Origin of the sequence: Sorangium sp. So ce296, from assembly GCF_051529605.1 — a bacterium.
Classification (GTDB): domain Bacteria; phylum Myxococcota_A; class Polyangia; order Polyangiales; family Polyangiaceae; genus Sorangium; species Sorangium cellulosum_D.
On record NZ_CP150325.1, the window covers coordinates 14371549 to 14386667 of the forward strand.

A 15119-nucleotide genomic window follows, 5' to 3' on the forward strand; every position below is an offset into this window, starting at 1 on the left:
CGCAGTCCGAGCTTCCACTGTCCGAACCCCCGCAGTCCGAACCCCCGCTGGTCGCGTCCCCGGAGATGGAGAGCGACGGGCCGCTCGACGGGCCCACGACGGACGAGATCCCGGCGATCGAGGCGCCGGTCACCCTGCCCGGAAGGACCGAGGGCTGCCCCGGCGGTATGGTGCGGGTGGAAGGCGAGTATTGCCCCGCGGTGGTGCAAGAATGCCTCGAATACCACCCCGAGTGGACGAAGCGCCACGGCGAGCCGGGCGTGGCCGCCCGGTGCCTGCGTTTCCGCGAGCCGTCGCGGTGCGTCGCGAAGAAGAACGAGAGCCTCTCGTTCTGCATGGACCGGTACGAGTACCCGAACGTCCCGGGCGAGCTGCCGCGCACCCTGACCTCGTGGGAGCAGGCCGCCGATCTCTGCGAGGCGCAGGGCAAGCGGCTGTGCACCGAGGCCGAGTTCAACTTCGCCTGCGAGGGCCCCGAGGCGCTGCCTTACGTCTACGGCTACGAGCGGAACGCCGAGACGTGCAATCAGGACCGGGAGTACCGCTTTCCGGACCACTCGCAGCGGCTGCTCCACCACGAGGCCTGCATGCAGAACGAGCGATGCGCCGCCGAGCTGGCGCGCCTGGACGGCCGCGAGCCGGCCGGCTCGCGCGCGGAGTGCGCCTCGTGGGCAGGCGTCTTCGATCTGAACGGCAACGTCAACGAGTGGGTGGTGCGCACCGACCAGAAGGCCCCCTACCGCAGCGGCCTCAAGGGCGGGTGGTGGGGTCCGATCCGGAGCCAGTGCCGCCCGATGACGACCTTTCACAAGGAAGACGACTACGGCTACGAGGTCGGCTTCCGCTGCTGCGCCGACGTGGAGTCGCAGGCGACGTAGGGCCCAGCGGGTCCGTGGCGCCGATCTCGGCATCCTGACCGCAGACGCGAGCGACCGTGCGCGGGCCCGGCAGGACCTGCGGGCGCCGGCGCGCGAGGAGGGCGCGCCGGCGCCTAGAGGCGCGGGCGCTCGCCGGCCCTGCGGCCCGCTGAGGTGTGCAGGCCGCAGGGCTGATGCTCGAAGATCTCTGCCGCCCCTCTCGCGGACCGGCCTCGTGGCGTGATAGAGCTGCCCGCCGGGGGAAGCTCTATCACGGCGAGGCGCGCACGCGCCTTGCACAGGGCGCCCCGCGAGCGGCGCGCACGTCGCCAGGAGGCTTGAGATGGACGAGAGAGTTCAGCGATACATGGACATGGGGGTCGCGCTCGGGGTGAGCGTCGGCACGAAGATCGTGGGCGCGATCCTGGTCTGGGTCATCGGCCGGATGATCATCCGGGCGGTCCTCTCGGTCATGCAGCGCAGCTCCGCGCTGAAGAAGCTCGACACCACGCTGGCGCATTATCTGGAGTCGGCGGTGTCCGTGCTGCTGAACATCCTGCTCGTCATCGCGGTGCTCAGCGTCTTCGGCGTCGAGACGACCACCTTCGCCAGCCTGCTCGCCGCGGTCGGCATCGCCATCGGCATGGCGTGGTCCGGGCTCCTCTCGAACCTCGCGGCGGGCATCTTCATGATCCTCCTGCGCCCCTTCAAGACCGGCGATGTCGTGACGGCCGGGGGCGTGACGGGCGCAGTCCACTCGATCGGGCTCTTCGCGACCGCCCTGGATACGGGGGACAACGTCCGCACCATCGTGGGCAACGCCAAGATCTTCAGCGAGACGATCCAGAACTTCAGCGCGAACCCGTTCCGCCGCGTCGATTGCACGGCGCAGCTCGCGCATGGCGCGGATCACGAGGCGGCGATCGCCCGGCTGAAGGCGCGCCTCGTGCTCATCCCCAACGTGGTCCAGGAGCCCGCGCCGGTCGTCGAGATCCTGGAGTTCAACCTCGCCGGGCCCGTGCTGGCCGTCCGGCCCTTCTGCAACAGCAGCTCTTACGGTGACGTCTTCTTCGCCACCAACAAGGTCATCCGCGAGGAGCTCGGCAAGCTGGCGCTGCCTGTCCCGAGCCAGCACGTGCAGATCAACCAGCTCGCGGCCGCGCCTCCCCGCGGCGCGGGCGCCGAGGCGCACCCGACGGCCTGACGCGCCGCCGACCGGTCGCGCGCGGCGGCCCGCGCGCGACGGGCCTTGAGCCCAAGGGGCAGATCGAGGAGCTCGACGCGGAGGGGATCAAGCTGATGAACCGGACGCAGCTCATCCTTCATCAGCGGAGCAAGATGCCGTCCTGACACGGAGTCGCTGTGCGCGCCTCGAAGGGCCCTCGCTCTTCCCGTCGATGTTGCTCGCGCTCGCCTCGGTGAGTAAGAGGCGAGGGATGAGGGACTGGGAAGCGCTCTTCGCGAAGAAGCTCGAGCAGACCGATCTCGGCAAGGATCCGGCCCACGATCTGGCGCATTTCACGCGCGTGGTCGCCACGGCCAAGGCCCTCGCGGCGGACGAAGGGGCCAGGCTGGAGGTCGTCGTCCCCGCGGCCTGGCTGCACGACCTCGTGAACGTCCCCAAGAACGATCCCAGGCGCTCCCAGGCCTCGCGGCTGTCCGCCGAGGAGGCGCTGCGCTTCCTCCGGAGCGTCGCGTACCCCGAGGCCTTCCTCGCGGACATCGCCCACGCCATCGAGGCCCACAGCTACAGCGCGGGCATCGAGCCGAGGACCCTCGAGGCCAGGGTCGTCCAGGACGCGGACCGGCTCGACGGGCTGGGGGCCATCGGGATCGCCCGCTGCTTCGCCGTGGGCGGGCTGCTCGGGGTGCGGTTCTACGATCCCCAGGATCCGTTCGCCGAGCGGCGGCCGTGGAACGACCGCGAGAACGCGATCGACCACTTCCATGTGAAGCTGTTCAAGACCGCCGAGAGCCTGAGGACGGCCGCCGGGCGTCGCGAGGGGGCGCGACGGGCGGAGTTCATGAGGCAGTACCTCGCCCACCTCGCGGTCGAGATCGGCGCCGAGGCGCCCTGAGCTCAGCCCGCGCCGGCGACGGTCACCGCGGCCGCCACGGCGACCGGGATCGTGAAGTTGTCGTCCATCCGCGACGAGAACAGCTCGGTGGCCGCCCCGGCCAGGCCGGCGACGGCCGCCAGGAGGAGCCGCGAGGAAAACGACGCGGGGCCGAGCGCCCACATCACCGCGAGGGAGCTCAGCGCGCCGGCCGCGAAGAACGCGAGCGTCCCCTCCAGCGAGCGGCCGTCGCGCAGCCGCGTGCGGCCGAAGCGCCGGCCGATGAGCGCCGCCGCGGGGTCGGCCACCGCGAGCACCACCACGGCGAGCGACTGGCTCAGCCGCGTCCCGAACAGCGCCAGCAAGAGCAGCGCCGTCATGTACCAGGTCGACGAGTTCACCCGGTAACGCTCGTGCGGGTGCGCCACGAGCCGGAACATCCGCATCAGCCGATCGTTGACCCGCTCGCTCACCCGGCGCGCGATCTCCATCGACCACGCCGCCGCCGCGAACGCGCCGCTCACGGCCACGAGCCAGCCGCGCTCGGGCAGGAGCTGGATCAGCCCGAGCACCGCCAGCCCCGAGCCCACGTGCCACAGGCTGCGCGCATGGTTCGTCGGCCGGACGCTCGGCGGCGCCGCGACGACCCCACGCAGCGTCAGCAGCAACGACTCGTAGGCAGGCTGGACCTCGCGCTGGAACGCGATCCACGCCGCCTTGGGCGAGGGCGTCCCGGACGGGGTCGCGCGCTCGACCGCCGCGAGCAGCGCGCGGAGGCGGTCGCGGAGCCGATCGAGCGCGCCCCCGGTGTCGTCGCGCTCGGCGGCCACGACGAGCTCCCGGAGCCGCAACACCACCCGATCGACCCGGGCGCGCACCTCGGGCTCGTCCCGGAAGACGAAGACCGCGGGATCGACCTGACGCAGAAGAGCGCAGAGCTCTTCGGAGACGAGCTTGGTCTCGACGTGCAAGGCGTGGATCACGTTGGCTTTTATGAGAATAGTCTCCGCGGCCCGCGCGGCATGTCAGCGCTTTGTCATACCGCAGGGGCGTACGTGGGCTGGCTCGCCGCGCGCGCGCCGCTGAGGCGCGCCGCGGCGCGCATGACCGCGTAACCGCCTTCACGCTCGAGTCCTTGCTGCACGAGCCCGTGGCTACGCGGCCGACGCCGCACGAGCCCGTGTCGCGCGGCCGACGCATGAGCCCGCGCAGCGACGACGCACCGCATGATCGGGGGCCTCCTGAGCCATCGCTCCCCGGCTCCTCACCCGGCCCGACGCCGGCGAAGGCGGCGGGCGCGACAGCCCTCGCTCCTGCCCAGGTCGGTCGAGCACGACACGCGCGCGGCCGATGCGCCCCGCGACGCGGGAAGGATCCCAACAGCGTAATTCATGGATTCATGGATTCATGGAGTGGAGCGCGACGGTATCCTCTTTATTCCATGTCGGGTTCGGAGCCGCCGGACTCACGCCCTGACAGGCGCCGCGGTGAGATCGCATGAGAGGCGCCTTACGACGCCGGACAGGGCGCGAGCGGTCGCGCTTCCCCTGCACGCACGCTGCGGCTAGGGTGCCCCGCGTCGCGGATTCGACGGGTGGGCGCGAGGCGCCCGGGACGCAGCGCGCGGCCGTCGCGCGCGTGGCCAACAGGCGTCGTTCCCTCGGAATCGGAGAATCGAGGAACATGAAGGTTTCAGTTCGGTACACCGCGCTGTCGTTCGCGCTGCTCGCCGGTCCCCTCGCCCACGCGCGGGAGCGCCCGAATCACGATGCCTATTTCAGGGAGCCGCCGGCGCTGCCCCCCGGCGTGGCGCGCGTCGCCAGCGACGACGCGCCGGGCGCCGTCGTCGCGTCGACCGACCCGCAGCGCGGCGTGCCGACGTTCGTGTGGGCGACCTCGCCGGAGCACCGCCCGCCGGCCGCCACCCACAGCACGGCCGAGGCCGCCGCCCGGTGGTACGCGCAGCGGTACGCGCGCCTCTACCACCTGCCGCAGGCCGCGCTCGACACGGCCGTGGTGCGCCACGTCCACGACACCGGGCGCGGCGGTATCCTCGTGACGCTGGGCCAGGACGTCGACGGGATCCCGGTCTTCCGCAGCGAGCTCAAGGTGCTCATGAAGCGCGACCTCACGCTCGTCGCCCTCGGCGGCAACCTGCACGCGTCGGCCGTCGCGCTGCCGCCCGGCGCCGGCTCCCTCCGGCCCGGCTCGAAGCGCAGCCGCGCGTTCGCCGGCGCGCCGGCCCAGGCGGTCGTCCGCGCCGTGCGCGACGCGCACCGCATCGACATCAAGACGGCCGACCTCCGCGACCTCGGCGAGGCGAAGGGCGGATATCGGCTCTTCGACCTCGCGGACACCGCGCACGCGCGCCAGCGCGCCGGGAGCCTGCGCTTCGCGCAGCCGGCGCGGGTCAGGAAGGTGCTGTTTCCGCTGCCCGACCGGCTCGTGCCCGGCTACTTCGTCGAGCTCGTCTCGGGCGACGCCGAGCGCACGAGCTCCGACGCGACAGCGTGGGTGTTCGGGGCCAGCGACGGGCGGTATCTCTACCGGGAAAACCTCTCCCACGCCGCGACCTTCGATTACCGGGTCTGGGCCGAGGACGACGACAAGCACACCCCGCTCGGCGGGCCCCTCGCGGACATGTCGCCGCACCCGACCGGGCGGCCCGACGGCCATCTCCCGCGGTTCATCGCGCCGAGCCTCATCTCCATCGAGGGCTTCAACACGAACCCGGACGGCCGGGCCGACCCGTGGCTGCCGGCCGACGCGACCTCGACCCGCGGCAACAACGTCGACGCCTACGCGGATCACAACGCGCCCGACGGGTTCTCCAGCGGCGATATGCGCGCGGAGCTCTCGGGGCCGGGCGCGTTCGACTACACCTACGATCTGCGCGCCGAGCCGCTCGCCGCGCCCGAGCAGGTCATGGCGGCCGTCACCCAGGTCTTCTACGTCACGAACTGGCTCCACGACTGGTATTACGACTCCGGCTTCACCGAGGCCGCGGGCAACGCCCAGCGCGACAACCTCGGCAGGGGCGGCCTCGACGGGGACCCGTTCCTCGCCGAGGCGCAGGACGACGCGACCGGCGGCAGCCGCGACAACGCGAACATGGACGCGACGTACGACGGCGCGTCGCCGCGGATGCAGATGTACCTGTGGACCGGGCCGGACCTGCGGTCGCTCAGCGTCACGCCGCAGAACGCCAATTACGCGTCGAACACCGCCATGTTCGGCCCCCAGCGCTACGAGGTGACCGGCGAGCTCGCCCTCGGCGAGGACGACGTCGCGCCCCGGGGCGACGCGTGCGGGCCGATCACGAGCGACGTGGCCGGCAAGGTCGCCCTCGTCGACCGCGGCGGGTGCGCCTTCGCAGACAAGGCGCGCAACGCGCAGGAGGCCGGCGCGGTCGGCGTCATCATCGCCAACAACCGCGAGAGCGACGGTGCCCCGCGGCTCGCCGGCGACGACCCCGAGGTGACGACGCCCGCCCAGAGCGTCTCGCTGGAGGACGGCAGCGCGCTCAAGGCGGCGCTCGCCGGGGCGCAGGCGCCGCTCAGGGTCACGATGACCCGAGAGCCCAGCGTGGAGCGCGACGGGACGATCGACAACACCATCGTTGCGCACGAGTGGGGCCATTACATCCACCTCCGTCAGGTCGCGTGCAGCACCCAGATGTGCGGCGCGCAGAGCGAGGGGTGGGGGGATTTCATCGCGCTGCACATGGCGCTGCGCGAGGGCGACGACCTCGACGGCGCTTACCCGCTCTCGAGCTACGGGAGCGCGGCGCTCGGCGACAGCTACTTCGGCATCCGCCGCGCGCCCTACTCCGTCGATTTCGCCAAGAACGGGCTGACGTTCCGCCACATCTCGGACGACGAGCGCCTCCCCGACCACCCGCTCAACGTCTCGGCTCCGCAGAACTCCGAGGTGCACAACGCCGGAGAGGTCTGGGCGGCCATGATGTTCGAGGCCTATGTCGCGCTGATCCGGCACGGCGGCGGCCTGACCCCGCCGCGCGCGTTCGAGCAGACCCGGCGGCGGATGAGCGATTACGTGGTGGCCGGCATGAAGCTCGCCCCCGCCAACCCGACCTACACCGAGCAGCGCGACGCGGTGCTGGCCGCCGCGCTCGCCAGCGATCAGGGCGACTTCCGCGCGATGGCGGAGGCGTTCGCCCGGCGCGGGGCCGGCACGTGCGCCGTGTCGCCGCGCGTCGACGCGCAGGGCCTCTCCGGCGTGGTCGAGAGCTTCAAGGTCCAGCCCGAGATCGCGCTGGTCCGCGCGGAGCTCGACGACAGCGCCGGCTCCTGCGACCAAGACGGGCTGCTCGACGCGGAGGAGTCCGGCACGGTCACGATCGAGATCGTCAATCGCGGCGCGGCGCCCCTGACCGGCGCGGTGGCGTCGATCGAGGGGCCGGGCGGCGGGGTGACCTTCCCGGACGGCGCGCGCGTGTCGTTCGGCGACATCGCGCCGTTCGCGACCGGGACCGCGGCCGTGCCGGTGAAGCTCGACCGGAACATGAAGCCCGCCGAGGACCTGAAGCTCAACCTGACGCTGAAGAGCGCCGAGGCGTGCACGCCGACCCGGGTCGAGGCCCTGGTGCGCCGCGTGAACTACGATGAGGTCCCCGGGTCGTCGGCGGTCGACGGCGTGGAGACGCAGAGCACGACGTGGACCGTCGAGGGGCTCTCCGGCGAGCTCGTGTGGTCGCGCGCCGAGGGGACCGCGCCGAACCGCGTGTGGCGCGGCGTCGATCTCGGGACGCTGTCCGACGCGGCGCTGGTGTCGCCGCCCCTGGAGGTCAGCGAGACCGAGCGCTTCGCGCTGACGTTCGCGCACCGGCACCAGTTCGAGGCGAGCGACGGCACGTTCTGGGACGGCGCGGTGATCGAGATCAGCGCCGACGGCGGCGAGACGTGGGTCGACGTCGCGAAGACCGCGGATCCGGGCTACGGCGGGAGGATCACGAGCGAGTCGGGCAATCCGCTGGCCAGGCGGAGGGCGTTCGTCGGCGAGAGCCCGTCGTGGCCCGAGCTCGACAGGGTGTCGGTCGATCTGGGGACCGCGTTCGCCGGGAAGACGGTGCGGGTGCGGTTCCGGGTCGGCACCGACGAGGCCGCGGGCGACACCGGCTGGGAGCTCGACGATGTCGGGTTTGCCGGCGTGAAGAACAAGCCGTTCGCGACGCTCATCGAGGACACGGCCTCTTGCCAGCGAGGGCCGGCGGCCGACGCCGGGGCGGATCAGGCGGTCGCGGTCGGAGAGCTGGTGACGCTCGACGCGTCGGGGAGCTCGGATCCCGAAGAGGACGAGCTGACGTTCTCCTGGACGCAGACGGCGGGGCCGGCGGTCGAGCTCCTGGGCGACGGCGCGCGGGCGACCTTCGTGGCGCCCGAGGTGGCCGCGGCGACGACGCTCGCGTTCGAGGTGAAGGTCAGCGACGGGATCCTGGAGGCGGCCGACCAGGTGAGCGTGGTGGTCGATCCGGCGAGGGAGCCGGCGCCGCCGGAGGAGGGGTGCGGGTGCGCGATCCCGGGGGGAGCGCCGCGCGCTCCGCTGGGCGCGCTCGGGGCGGCGGCCGCCGTCGCGGCGCTCGCGGCGCGGCGGCGGCGCGGCGCGGGGCGGTGATCCCCGCGCGGGCCGCGCTCCGGCGCTGGGCCCGAGCGCGGCGTCGGTGTTGATGAGGTCGCTCGGAGGCCGATTCCCACGCATGCGCGCACCACGGCGGGCGACAGCCCATTGACGCCCGCCGCGCGCTCCACCACGGTGTCCGGCCGTCATGAGCATCACCGACCCCCCGCCCGCCCTGCCCCCCATGTCCGCCGGTCAGGCGCTGGAGCGGCTGATCGAGGGCAACCGGCGCTTCGTCGACAACATCCGCAGCGAGCACGCTGTGCTGGGCCAGCGAGAGCGGGCCGCGCTCGCGGAAGGGCAGCGGCCGTTCGCCATCATCCTCTCCTGCTCGGACTCGCGGGTGCCGTCCGAGCTCATCTTCGACCAGGGCCTCGGCGACCTGTTCGTCATCCGGGTGGCGGGCAACGTGGTGGCGCCTTCGCTGGTCGGCAGCGTGGAGTTCGCCGCCGCCGCCTTCGGGACGCGCCTCGCGGTGGTGATGGGCCACTCGCGCTGCGGCGCCATCAAGGCCACGCTGGGCGAGCTGCTCCAGGAGGAGAGCGGCGTCCTCACCGACAACATCCGCGATATCGTCGAGCGCTGCCGCGCCCCGGTGCAGACGGTGGTGAGCGCCGCCGGCCGCCACGCTCCCAGGGACCTCCTCATGCGCGAGGCGATCCGCGCCAACGTGCGCAACTCGTGCGATCACCTCCGACACGGCAGCCGCCTGCTCGAGCGGCTGTGCGCCGAGGAGGGCATGCGGATCGTCGGCGCCGAGTACGCCCTGGAGACCGGCGAGGTGACGTTCCTCGATCGCGTGTGACGCTCGATGACGCTCGAGAGTCCAGCGCGGGCGAGCGGCGACGTCCGGCCGAGCCCGCCTCCCGGCCCGAGCCGCCGTGTCAGGATCGCCCGAGCGGCGCTCAGATGTTGATGCTCTGCGGGATCTGCGACGGCAGGAGGACGAGGTACGGGACGCGCTGGAGGTTGCGCTTGCCGATGGTCGCCTCGATCTCCATCAGCTCGCGCTGGAACGCCTGGAGGGGCTCGCGGACCCGCGCGTCGGTGAAATACGTCCCCGGGATGTTCCGGTCGTAGTCGCCGAGCCGCGAGTAGTAGACGCCGCCGAGGAGCATCATCACGTTCAACTGGAGCAGCGCCTGCTGCAGGGGCGGCAGGTGCTGGAAGATCTCCGAGGACGGCAGGCCCGCGGTGATGCTCGGCGCCGGGGCGTAGGCGGCGAGCGGGAGCGCCGGGGTGAAGCTCATGAGGGAGCTTTGCGGGAAGTTCACGGCCGCGTGCTGGGCGCTGGCGGTGAAGATCACGTGCGTCAAGAGGTCCGCCAGGTAAGCGACGGTGCGGATCGCCCCGTCCTCGCCGATGTCTTTCAGGCCGCATCCCGAAGGGGAGGACAGCTCGGCGATCCAGTTTTGCAGCTCGTAGTCGCCCAGCGCGGCTGCGTCGCTCGTGTAATAGATCGCGAGGTATCGCGACACCCACGTATGGATCGCGCCCCAGAGCAGCATCGCGTCGTCGCGGTAGGGGTAGCTCGGCAGGGTGCTCGGGTCGTCGACGCCGCGGTGCGCGAGCGCCACCGGGAGGAACTGCTGATTGACGTTGTAGCTCACCACGGCGTCGACCGCGAGCTGGGTGGACGACGCGATCGTCCCGGCGAGCAGGTTGTCCACCGGGCCTCCCGGGGCGATGAGATCGGCCTCGGCGGCGTTGTTGATCGCCAGGGTGCCCTGGAAATGCGGCGTGAGCAGGACGTTGACCGGGTGCTCGGGGGCGAGCTGCCGCGGGGTGGCCATCGCGAACGCCTCCAAGACGAGGTGGGTCTGCCCGAGGTGCGAGATCAATTCATGGAAGTTCCCGTCGGCGACCTGCACGTGCAGCTTCGCCACCTCCCACGCCACGCCGTCCGAAGGGGTGAAGATCGGGCTCGCCGCGCCCGGCGTCTGCGCGCACTGGATGGCCACCGGGCGGAGGAGGCGGCTCGGCGCGCCCGCGGCGGGCACCGCGAAGAGCGCGAGCGGCGCCTCGACGTATTTCTGCTGATCCGGCGCGGTCCCGGGCACGAGCTGCGAGAGCACCTCGTAGTCGGCCAGGTAGAGGCGCCCCTCCTTGCCCGCGCTCGCCAGGGAGTCGCCCTCGCCCATCACCGAGCGATACTGTGCGTCGGTCACGGGGAAGCTCGCGCCGGGCGACGCGACGCGCTTGAGGACGAGCGGGTTCGGCCCCGCCACCCGCATCCAGGCGAAGATCGAGTCGTCCTGGTAGGCGCTCGCGATCTCGGGCAGGCGGAACGTCTGAAACTCCGAGACGTAGTCGTACACGCTGGTCGCCTGCCCGTACATCCCGACCAGATCGAGCAGGAGCTTCCCCGCCGCGCTCAGCAGCGTATCCAGCAGCGATTTGATGAGATCGCCCACCTTCTTGGTGGGATAGTTCGTCGCGCCGAGGGCGCTCTCCAGGGCGCGGTTCTCAACCGTCGTGACGAACTTCTGCGCGAACCCCTCGACCAGCGCGGCCGCCGGCGCTCGCGGCGGCGGCGCGGGGGCGCGCTCGGGCTCGCCATGGAGCGGCGTCAGCGTCAGGGTGAGCTCCCGATGGCGTTGCTTGAGATCGTGGAGGACGCCCTGGACCCTGGCGCTCGTCGCGTCGTCCAGCGGGGCGCCCTTCGGGCTGCGAAGCGAGCCGTCGGAGCCCACCAGCTTGGACGCCTTGGCCACCACGTTGCCGACGAGATCGAGGATGACGAGCGCCGCCGATCCCACCAGGATGGGGGCAAACCCCTGTCCGTTCGGAACGCTCTGGGCCACCCCGAGGGGCGATAGACGGGTGTCGTGGTTGTAGACGTACGTCTGCTGGGCCCGAGCGAGCTCGCTCTTGCGCTGCTGCTGCTCCGCGGGAGAGTCGTTTTGAGGCAGGGACGGGTTACTCATGACACCCTCGATGTTGGAGGAACTGCAAGGAGCACCACGCTACGCCGGGTCCACACGACTGACAATCCGGCGCGTGGCCTGATCTGCAGATCGGCAGTCGAGAGATGCCGGGCGCGCACCTCGCGCTCACGCCCACACGAAACGAGAATCGACCACAGCGCCGCGGAGGACATGAAGGCAGTCCCGTGACATCGCTGCGTCGTCTGGCGGCGAGGAGCCGAGCCCGAGCAGCGCGCCCGGCCGGCCCGGGGCGCGAGCCAGCCCGTGAGCGAAGGAGGGCGGCGCCGTCGGTCGATCCCATCGAGCCGTCCGGCGCCCGCGACGCGGTCGACGGCGCGCCACGGCGGCCTCCGGATCGACGGCGAGCGGCTGGCGCCGGCGCTGCCGCCCCGAGGCCGGCGCGGGGCGCCCGTCGGCCCGGGAAGCGCGCCGCCGCGGTCCGGCGACCGCTGACAGCGGCGAGTTCGAGCTTGGTTGTCGTCGCCGCGGCGATCGCGAGCTCGGGTGTCGTCGCCGCGGCGAGTTCGGGCTTGGCGGCGGACAAGCGGTGGTGGAGAGTAGCCGCCCGCGACGCCCTCGGAGGAGAGCCAACGAGTCTCCACGGGCGCGGCCGCGAGACCACCTCCTGACCTAGAGAATTGCGATGCGAACATCACGAATGAGACCCAAGGCGCCGTGGCGCGCGCCCGCGGCAGCGGCCCTCGCCGCGGCGGCCCTCGCCGCCATCGACCCGGCCGTGGCCCACGCCCACTTCGCCCTGCTCGAGCCCGCTTGCTACTCGGAGCAGAGCGACCTCGGCGACCCGCAGAAGAGCGCGCCCTGCGGCCAGGCGGACCCCGGGAACCCGATCGCGCTGACCGGCGAGGTGACCACGTATGTCCAGGGTCAGACGATCAAACTGAGGATCGACGAGACGATATTCCACCCGGGCCATTACCGCGTGTCGATCGCGGAGAACGCGGAGTCCCTCCCCCCGGATCCGGAGGTGACCCCCGGCGCCACGCCGTGCGGCTCCACCGTCATCGAGACCGATCCGCAGCTCCCCCTCGTGGCGGACGGGCTGCTCGTCCACACGTCGGCGTTCACGGGCGAGCAGACCGTCGAGATCAAGCTCCCCGACGATCTGACCTGCGAGAACTGCACGCTGCAGGTCAGCGAGTTCATGTCGAACCACGGGATCAACAACCCGGGCGGCTGCTTCTATCACCACTGCGCGACCGTCACGATCCTCCCGCGCGAGGGTGAGCCCACCGGGTCCGGCGGCGCAGGCGGCGAGTCCGGCGAGGGCGGCGCTGCTGCATCGAGCAGCGTGAGCAGCGGCGGCTCCGGCGACGGCGGCAGCGCCGCGTCCTCCGGCGGCAGCACCGGCGACGGCGGCGCCGGCGCGAGCGGCGACGGCGGCAGCGCCGGCGCGGACGCGTCCGACGCCTCTTCGTCGGGTTGCGGCTGCCGCGTCGGCGCCGCAGAAGACCCGACGATCGCCACCGTCGCAGGCCTGATCGCGCTCGGGCTCCTGCGCTGGCGCCGCCGCCGCTGAGCACATCGGCGGGTGGTGGCCGGATTTGAACATGAAGGCGGGAAGCGGGAAGAAAGATTCATGATCTTCCCGCCTTCCCGCCTTCATGTGGCTTCGTCGTGATTGGCTCGCGGCCGCGCCTGTGCCAGAGGTGCGATATGGCCCTGCGCGCCCTCCGCCCCTTCGCCGTCGTTTCCCTGCTCGTGGCCGCGTGCGCCCGCGAAACGCCGCCTCCCGCCGCCGCGCCGGCTCCCCCGCCCTCGCCGGCGCCCCCGCCGGCCGCGAGCGCGAAGGCGGCGCCGCCCGCCGCGCCCGCGGCCCCCCCGCGCACCCCGGCGTGGGTCCAGCGCAGCAACGAGCACGCGCAGGTGCTCCTCGACGTGCTGGCGCGGTTCTCGCCGGAGCACGCCGGCGCGGCGGGGATCGAGCGCGCGGACGGGGAGATCACCGATCTCTCGCCGGGGGTCGACGCGCGGGAGCGCGCGGCCTACCGCGCGGCCATCGTCGAGCTCCAGAAGCGGCGAGAGGCCGAGAGGGACCCGGCGGTCGCCGAAGATCTGCAGATCCTGCTGGACGCCGGAGACCGCGCGGTGCGCGGCTCGGAGCTCGACGAGAAGCACCGGGTCTCGTACGTGCACGTGACGGGGCTCGTGTTCACGGGCATCTCGGTCCTGCTCGACGACCGGAACCCGCCGGCGCGGCGGGCCATGGCCCTCACGCGGCTCCGGCGCTACGCAGGCCTGGAGGGGGGCCACGCGCCCATCGCCGAGCAGGCCAGGGCCAGGCTCGCCCAGGACCTCGGGAAACCCGGCTTGCTCGCCCCGTCCAGGATGGAGATCGAGCGACACCTCGCCACGAACGCCCGCGTGCGAGAGGGCATCGGCGAGCTCTTCCGGAAATACGCGATCAGCGGCCACGAGGAGCCGCTCGCCGCGCTGAACCGCCAGCTCGAGGCATACGACGCCGCGCTGCGCGCCGACGTGCTCCCCCGGGCGCGGGTCGGCTTCGCCCTGCCGCCGCCGCTCTATACGTTCGCGCTCGAGTCGTATGGCGTCGATCTCCCGCCCGCCGAGCTCGCGTCCCTGGCCCACGCCGCCTTCGACGATCTGAAGGCGCAGATGCAGAAGCTCTCGGTGTCGGTCGCCGCCGCGCGCAAGCTGCCGAGCGCGGATTACCGCGACGTGATCCGCGCCCTGAAGCAGGAGCAGCTGGTGGGCGAGGCGATCTTGCCGCATTACAAGGAGCGGCTCGCCCAGATCGAGGCCATTATCCGGAAAGAGCGCCTCGTCACCCTGCCCGAGCGGCCGGCGCGCATCCGGCTCGGCACCGCCGCGGAGAGCGCCGAGACGCCCGCGCCGCACATGCGGCCGCCGCGGCTGCTCGACAACCAGGGCGAACAAGGGGAGTTCGTGCTGCCGCTGAGCCTCCCGGCGCCGCCCGGCGCCGCGGACGGGCTGCGGAAGGTCGACGATTTCACCCACGCCGCGGCCTCGTGGACGCTCACCGCCCACGAGGCGCGCCCCGGGCACGAGCTCCAGTTCGCCTCGCTGGTCGAGCGGGGCGTCTCGATCGCCCGGGCGATGTTCGCAGACAACAGCGCCAACGTGGAGGGGTGGGGCCTCTACGCCGAGGCCATCGTGCTCCCGTTCATGCCGCCCGAGGGTCAGCTCGTCTCGCTGCAATACCGCCTGCTGCGGGCCGCGCGCGCCTTCCTGGACCCGGAGCTCCAGGCCGGGAAGATCACGCCCGCGGCCGCGCGCGCCTTCCTGGAGAAGGACGTGGTGCTGTCGGCGCCGTTCGCGCAGTCCGAGGTGGAGCGCTACACGTTCCGCGCGCCGGGGCAGGCCACGTCGTATTTCTACGGGTTCACCCGGCTGATGGAGCTCCGGGCAGAGGTCGAGTCCAGGATGGGCCCTCGCTTCGACGCGCAGCGATTCCACGATTTCGTGCTCGCCCAGGGGATCCTGCCGCCGAAGCTGCTGCGCAAGGCGGTGATCGAGCGGTTCGTGGGGGCTCAGCCGGCGCTCTGAGCGAGGGCGAGGCGAGCGCCGGGGGCGAGAGAGCGCGGCCTCGATCTCGCCGGGGAGCCCCTTGCGGCGCGCCTCGGCGGCTCCAGCTGTCGAGG

General features: G+C 72.2%; 9 protein-coding genes. 7 read left to right on the top strand and 2 right to left on the bottom strand.

Annotation, left to right across the window (positions count from 1 at the left end; genetic code table 11):
• Nucleotides 1–65 precede the first annotated feature (65 nt).
• From WME98_RS53025 to WME98_RS53035, 3 genes are all read left to right on the top strand, one after another.
• Nucleotides 66–878: an SUMF1/EgtB/PvdO family nonheme iron enzyme gene (locus tag WME98_RS53025; RefSeq protein WP_437949156.1), complete on the top strand. Its 813-nt coding sequence runs from the start codon at nt 66–68 to the stop codon at nt 876–878.
• Between the two features lie 322 nt (nt 879–1200).
• Entirely contained in the window at nt 1201–2061 is an 861-nt protein-coding gene (locus WME98_RS53030; protein ID WP_437949157.1) for a mechanosensitive ion channel family protein, read from the top strand.
• A 232-nt stretch (nt 2062–2293) separates the two neighbouring features.
• On the top strand, nt 2294–2935 hold the full coding sequence (locus tag WME98_RS53035; RefSeq protein ID WP_437949158.1) for an HD domain-containing protein: 642 nt from the start codon (nt 2294–2296) through the stop codon (nt 2933–2935).
• Nucleotides 2936–2937: 2 nt separating this feature from the next.
• On the opposite strand, the gene WME98_RS53040 is transcribed toward WME98_RS53035, so the two are convergent.
• Nucleotides 2938–3897 carry a diacylglycerol/polyprenol kinase family protein gene (locus WME98_RS53040; protein WP_437949159.1) on the bottom strand — a complete coding sequence of 320 codons (960 nt, stop codon included), beginning with the start codon at nt 3895–3897 and terminating at the stop codon, nt 2938–2940.
• Nucleotides 3898–4597: 700 nt separating this feature from the next.
• Here WME98_RS53040 and WME98_RS53045 point away from each other — a divergent pair.
• Nucleotides 4598–8548, top strand: a complete 3951-nt coding sequence (locus tag WME98_RS53045; protein WP_437949160.1) for a M36 family metallopeptidase — start codon at nt 4598–4600, stop codon at nt 8546–8548.
• A gap of 151 nt (nt 8549–8699) precedes the next feature.
• The gene (locus WME98_RS53050) at nt 8700–9356 is read left to right on the top strand and encodes a carbonic anhydrase (RefSeq protein ID WP_437949161.1); all 657 of its coding nucleotides are present in this window, start codon (nt 8700–8702) and stop codon (nt 9354–9356) included.
• Between the two features lie 100 nt (nt 9357–9456).
• Here WME98_RS53050 and WME98_RS53055 read toward each other — a convergent pair whose 3' ends face one another.
• Nucleotides 9457–11478 (bottom strand): lipoxygenase family protein, encoded by a 2022-nt coding sequence (locus WME98_RS53055; protein WP_437949162.1) that lies wholly within the window; start codon nt 11476–11478, stop codon nt 9457–9459.
• A 658-nt stretch (nt 11479–12136) separates the two neighbouring features.
• Between WME98_RS53055 and WME98_RS53060 the strand changes: the two genes are divergently transcribed.
• Nucleotides 12137–13015, top strand: a complete 879-nt coding sequence (locus WME98_RS53060) for an SCE4755 family polysaccharide monooxygenase-like protein (RefSeq protein ID WP_437949163.1) — start codon at nt 12137–12139, stop codon at nt 13013–13015.
• Nucleotides 13016–13152: 137 nt separating this feature from the next.
• Nucleotides 13153–15024 (top strand): DUF885 domain-containing protein, encoded by a 1872-nt coding sequence (locus WME98_RS53065; protein WP_437949164.1) that lies wholly within the window; start codon nt 13153–13155, stop codon nt 15022–15024.
• Nucleotides 15025–15119: the final 95 nt, after the last annotated feature.

Coding starts and splice junctions, on each gene's coding strand:
- WME98_RS53035 (WP_437949158.1), top strand. CDS start 2,294: ATGAGGGACTGGGAAGCGCTCTTCGCGAAGAAGCTCGAGCAGACCGAT.
- WME98_RS53065 (WP_437949164.1), top strand. CDS start 13,153: ATGGCCCTGCGCGCCCTCCGCCCCTTCGCCGTCGTTTCCCTGCTCGTG.
- WME98_RS53030 (WP_437949157.1), top strand. CDS start 1,201: ATGGACGAGAGAGTTCAGCGATACATGGACATGGGGGTCGCGCTCGGG.
- WME98_RS53060 (WP_437949163.1), top strand. CDS start 12,137: ATGAGACCCAAGGCGCCGTGGCGCGCGCCCGCGGCAGCGGCCCTCGCC.
- WME98_RS53055 (WP_437949162.1), bottom strand. CDS start 11,478: ATGAGTAACCCGTCCCTGCCTCAAAACGACTCTCCCGCGGAGCAGCAG.
- WME98_RS53045 (WP_437949160.1), top strand. CDS start 4,598: ATGAAGGTTTCAGTTCGGTACACCGCGCTGTCGTTCGCGCTGCTCGCC.
- WME98_RS53025 (WP_437949156.1), top strand. CDS start 66: ATGGAGAGCGACGGGCCGCTCGACGGGCCCACGACGGACGAGATCCCG.
- WME98_RS53050 (WP_437949161.1), top strand. CDS start 8,700: ATGAGCATCACCGACCCCCCGCCCGCCCTGCCCCCCATGTCCGCCGGT.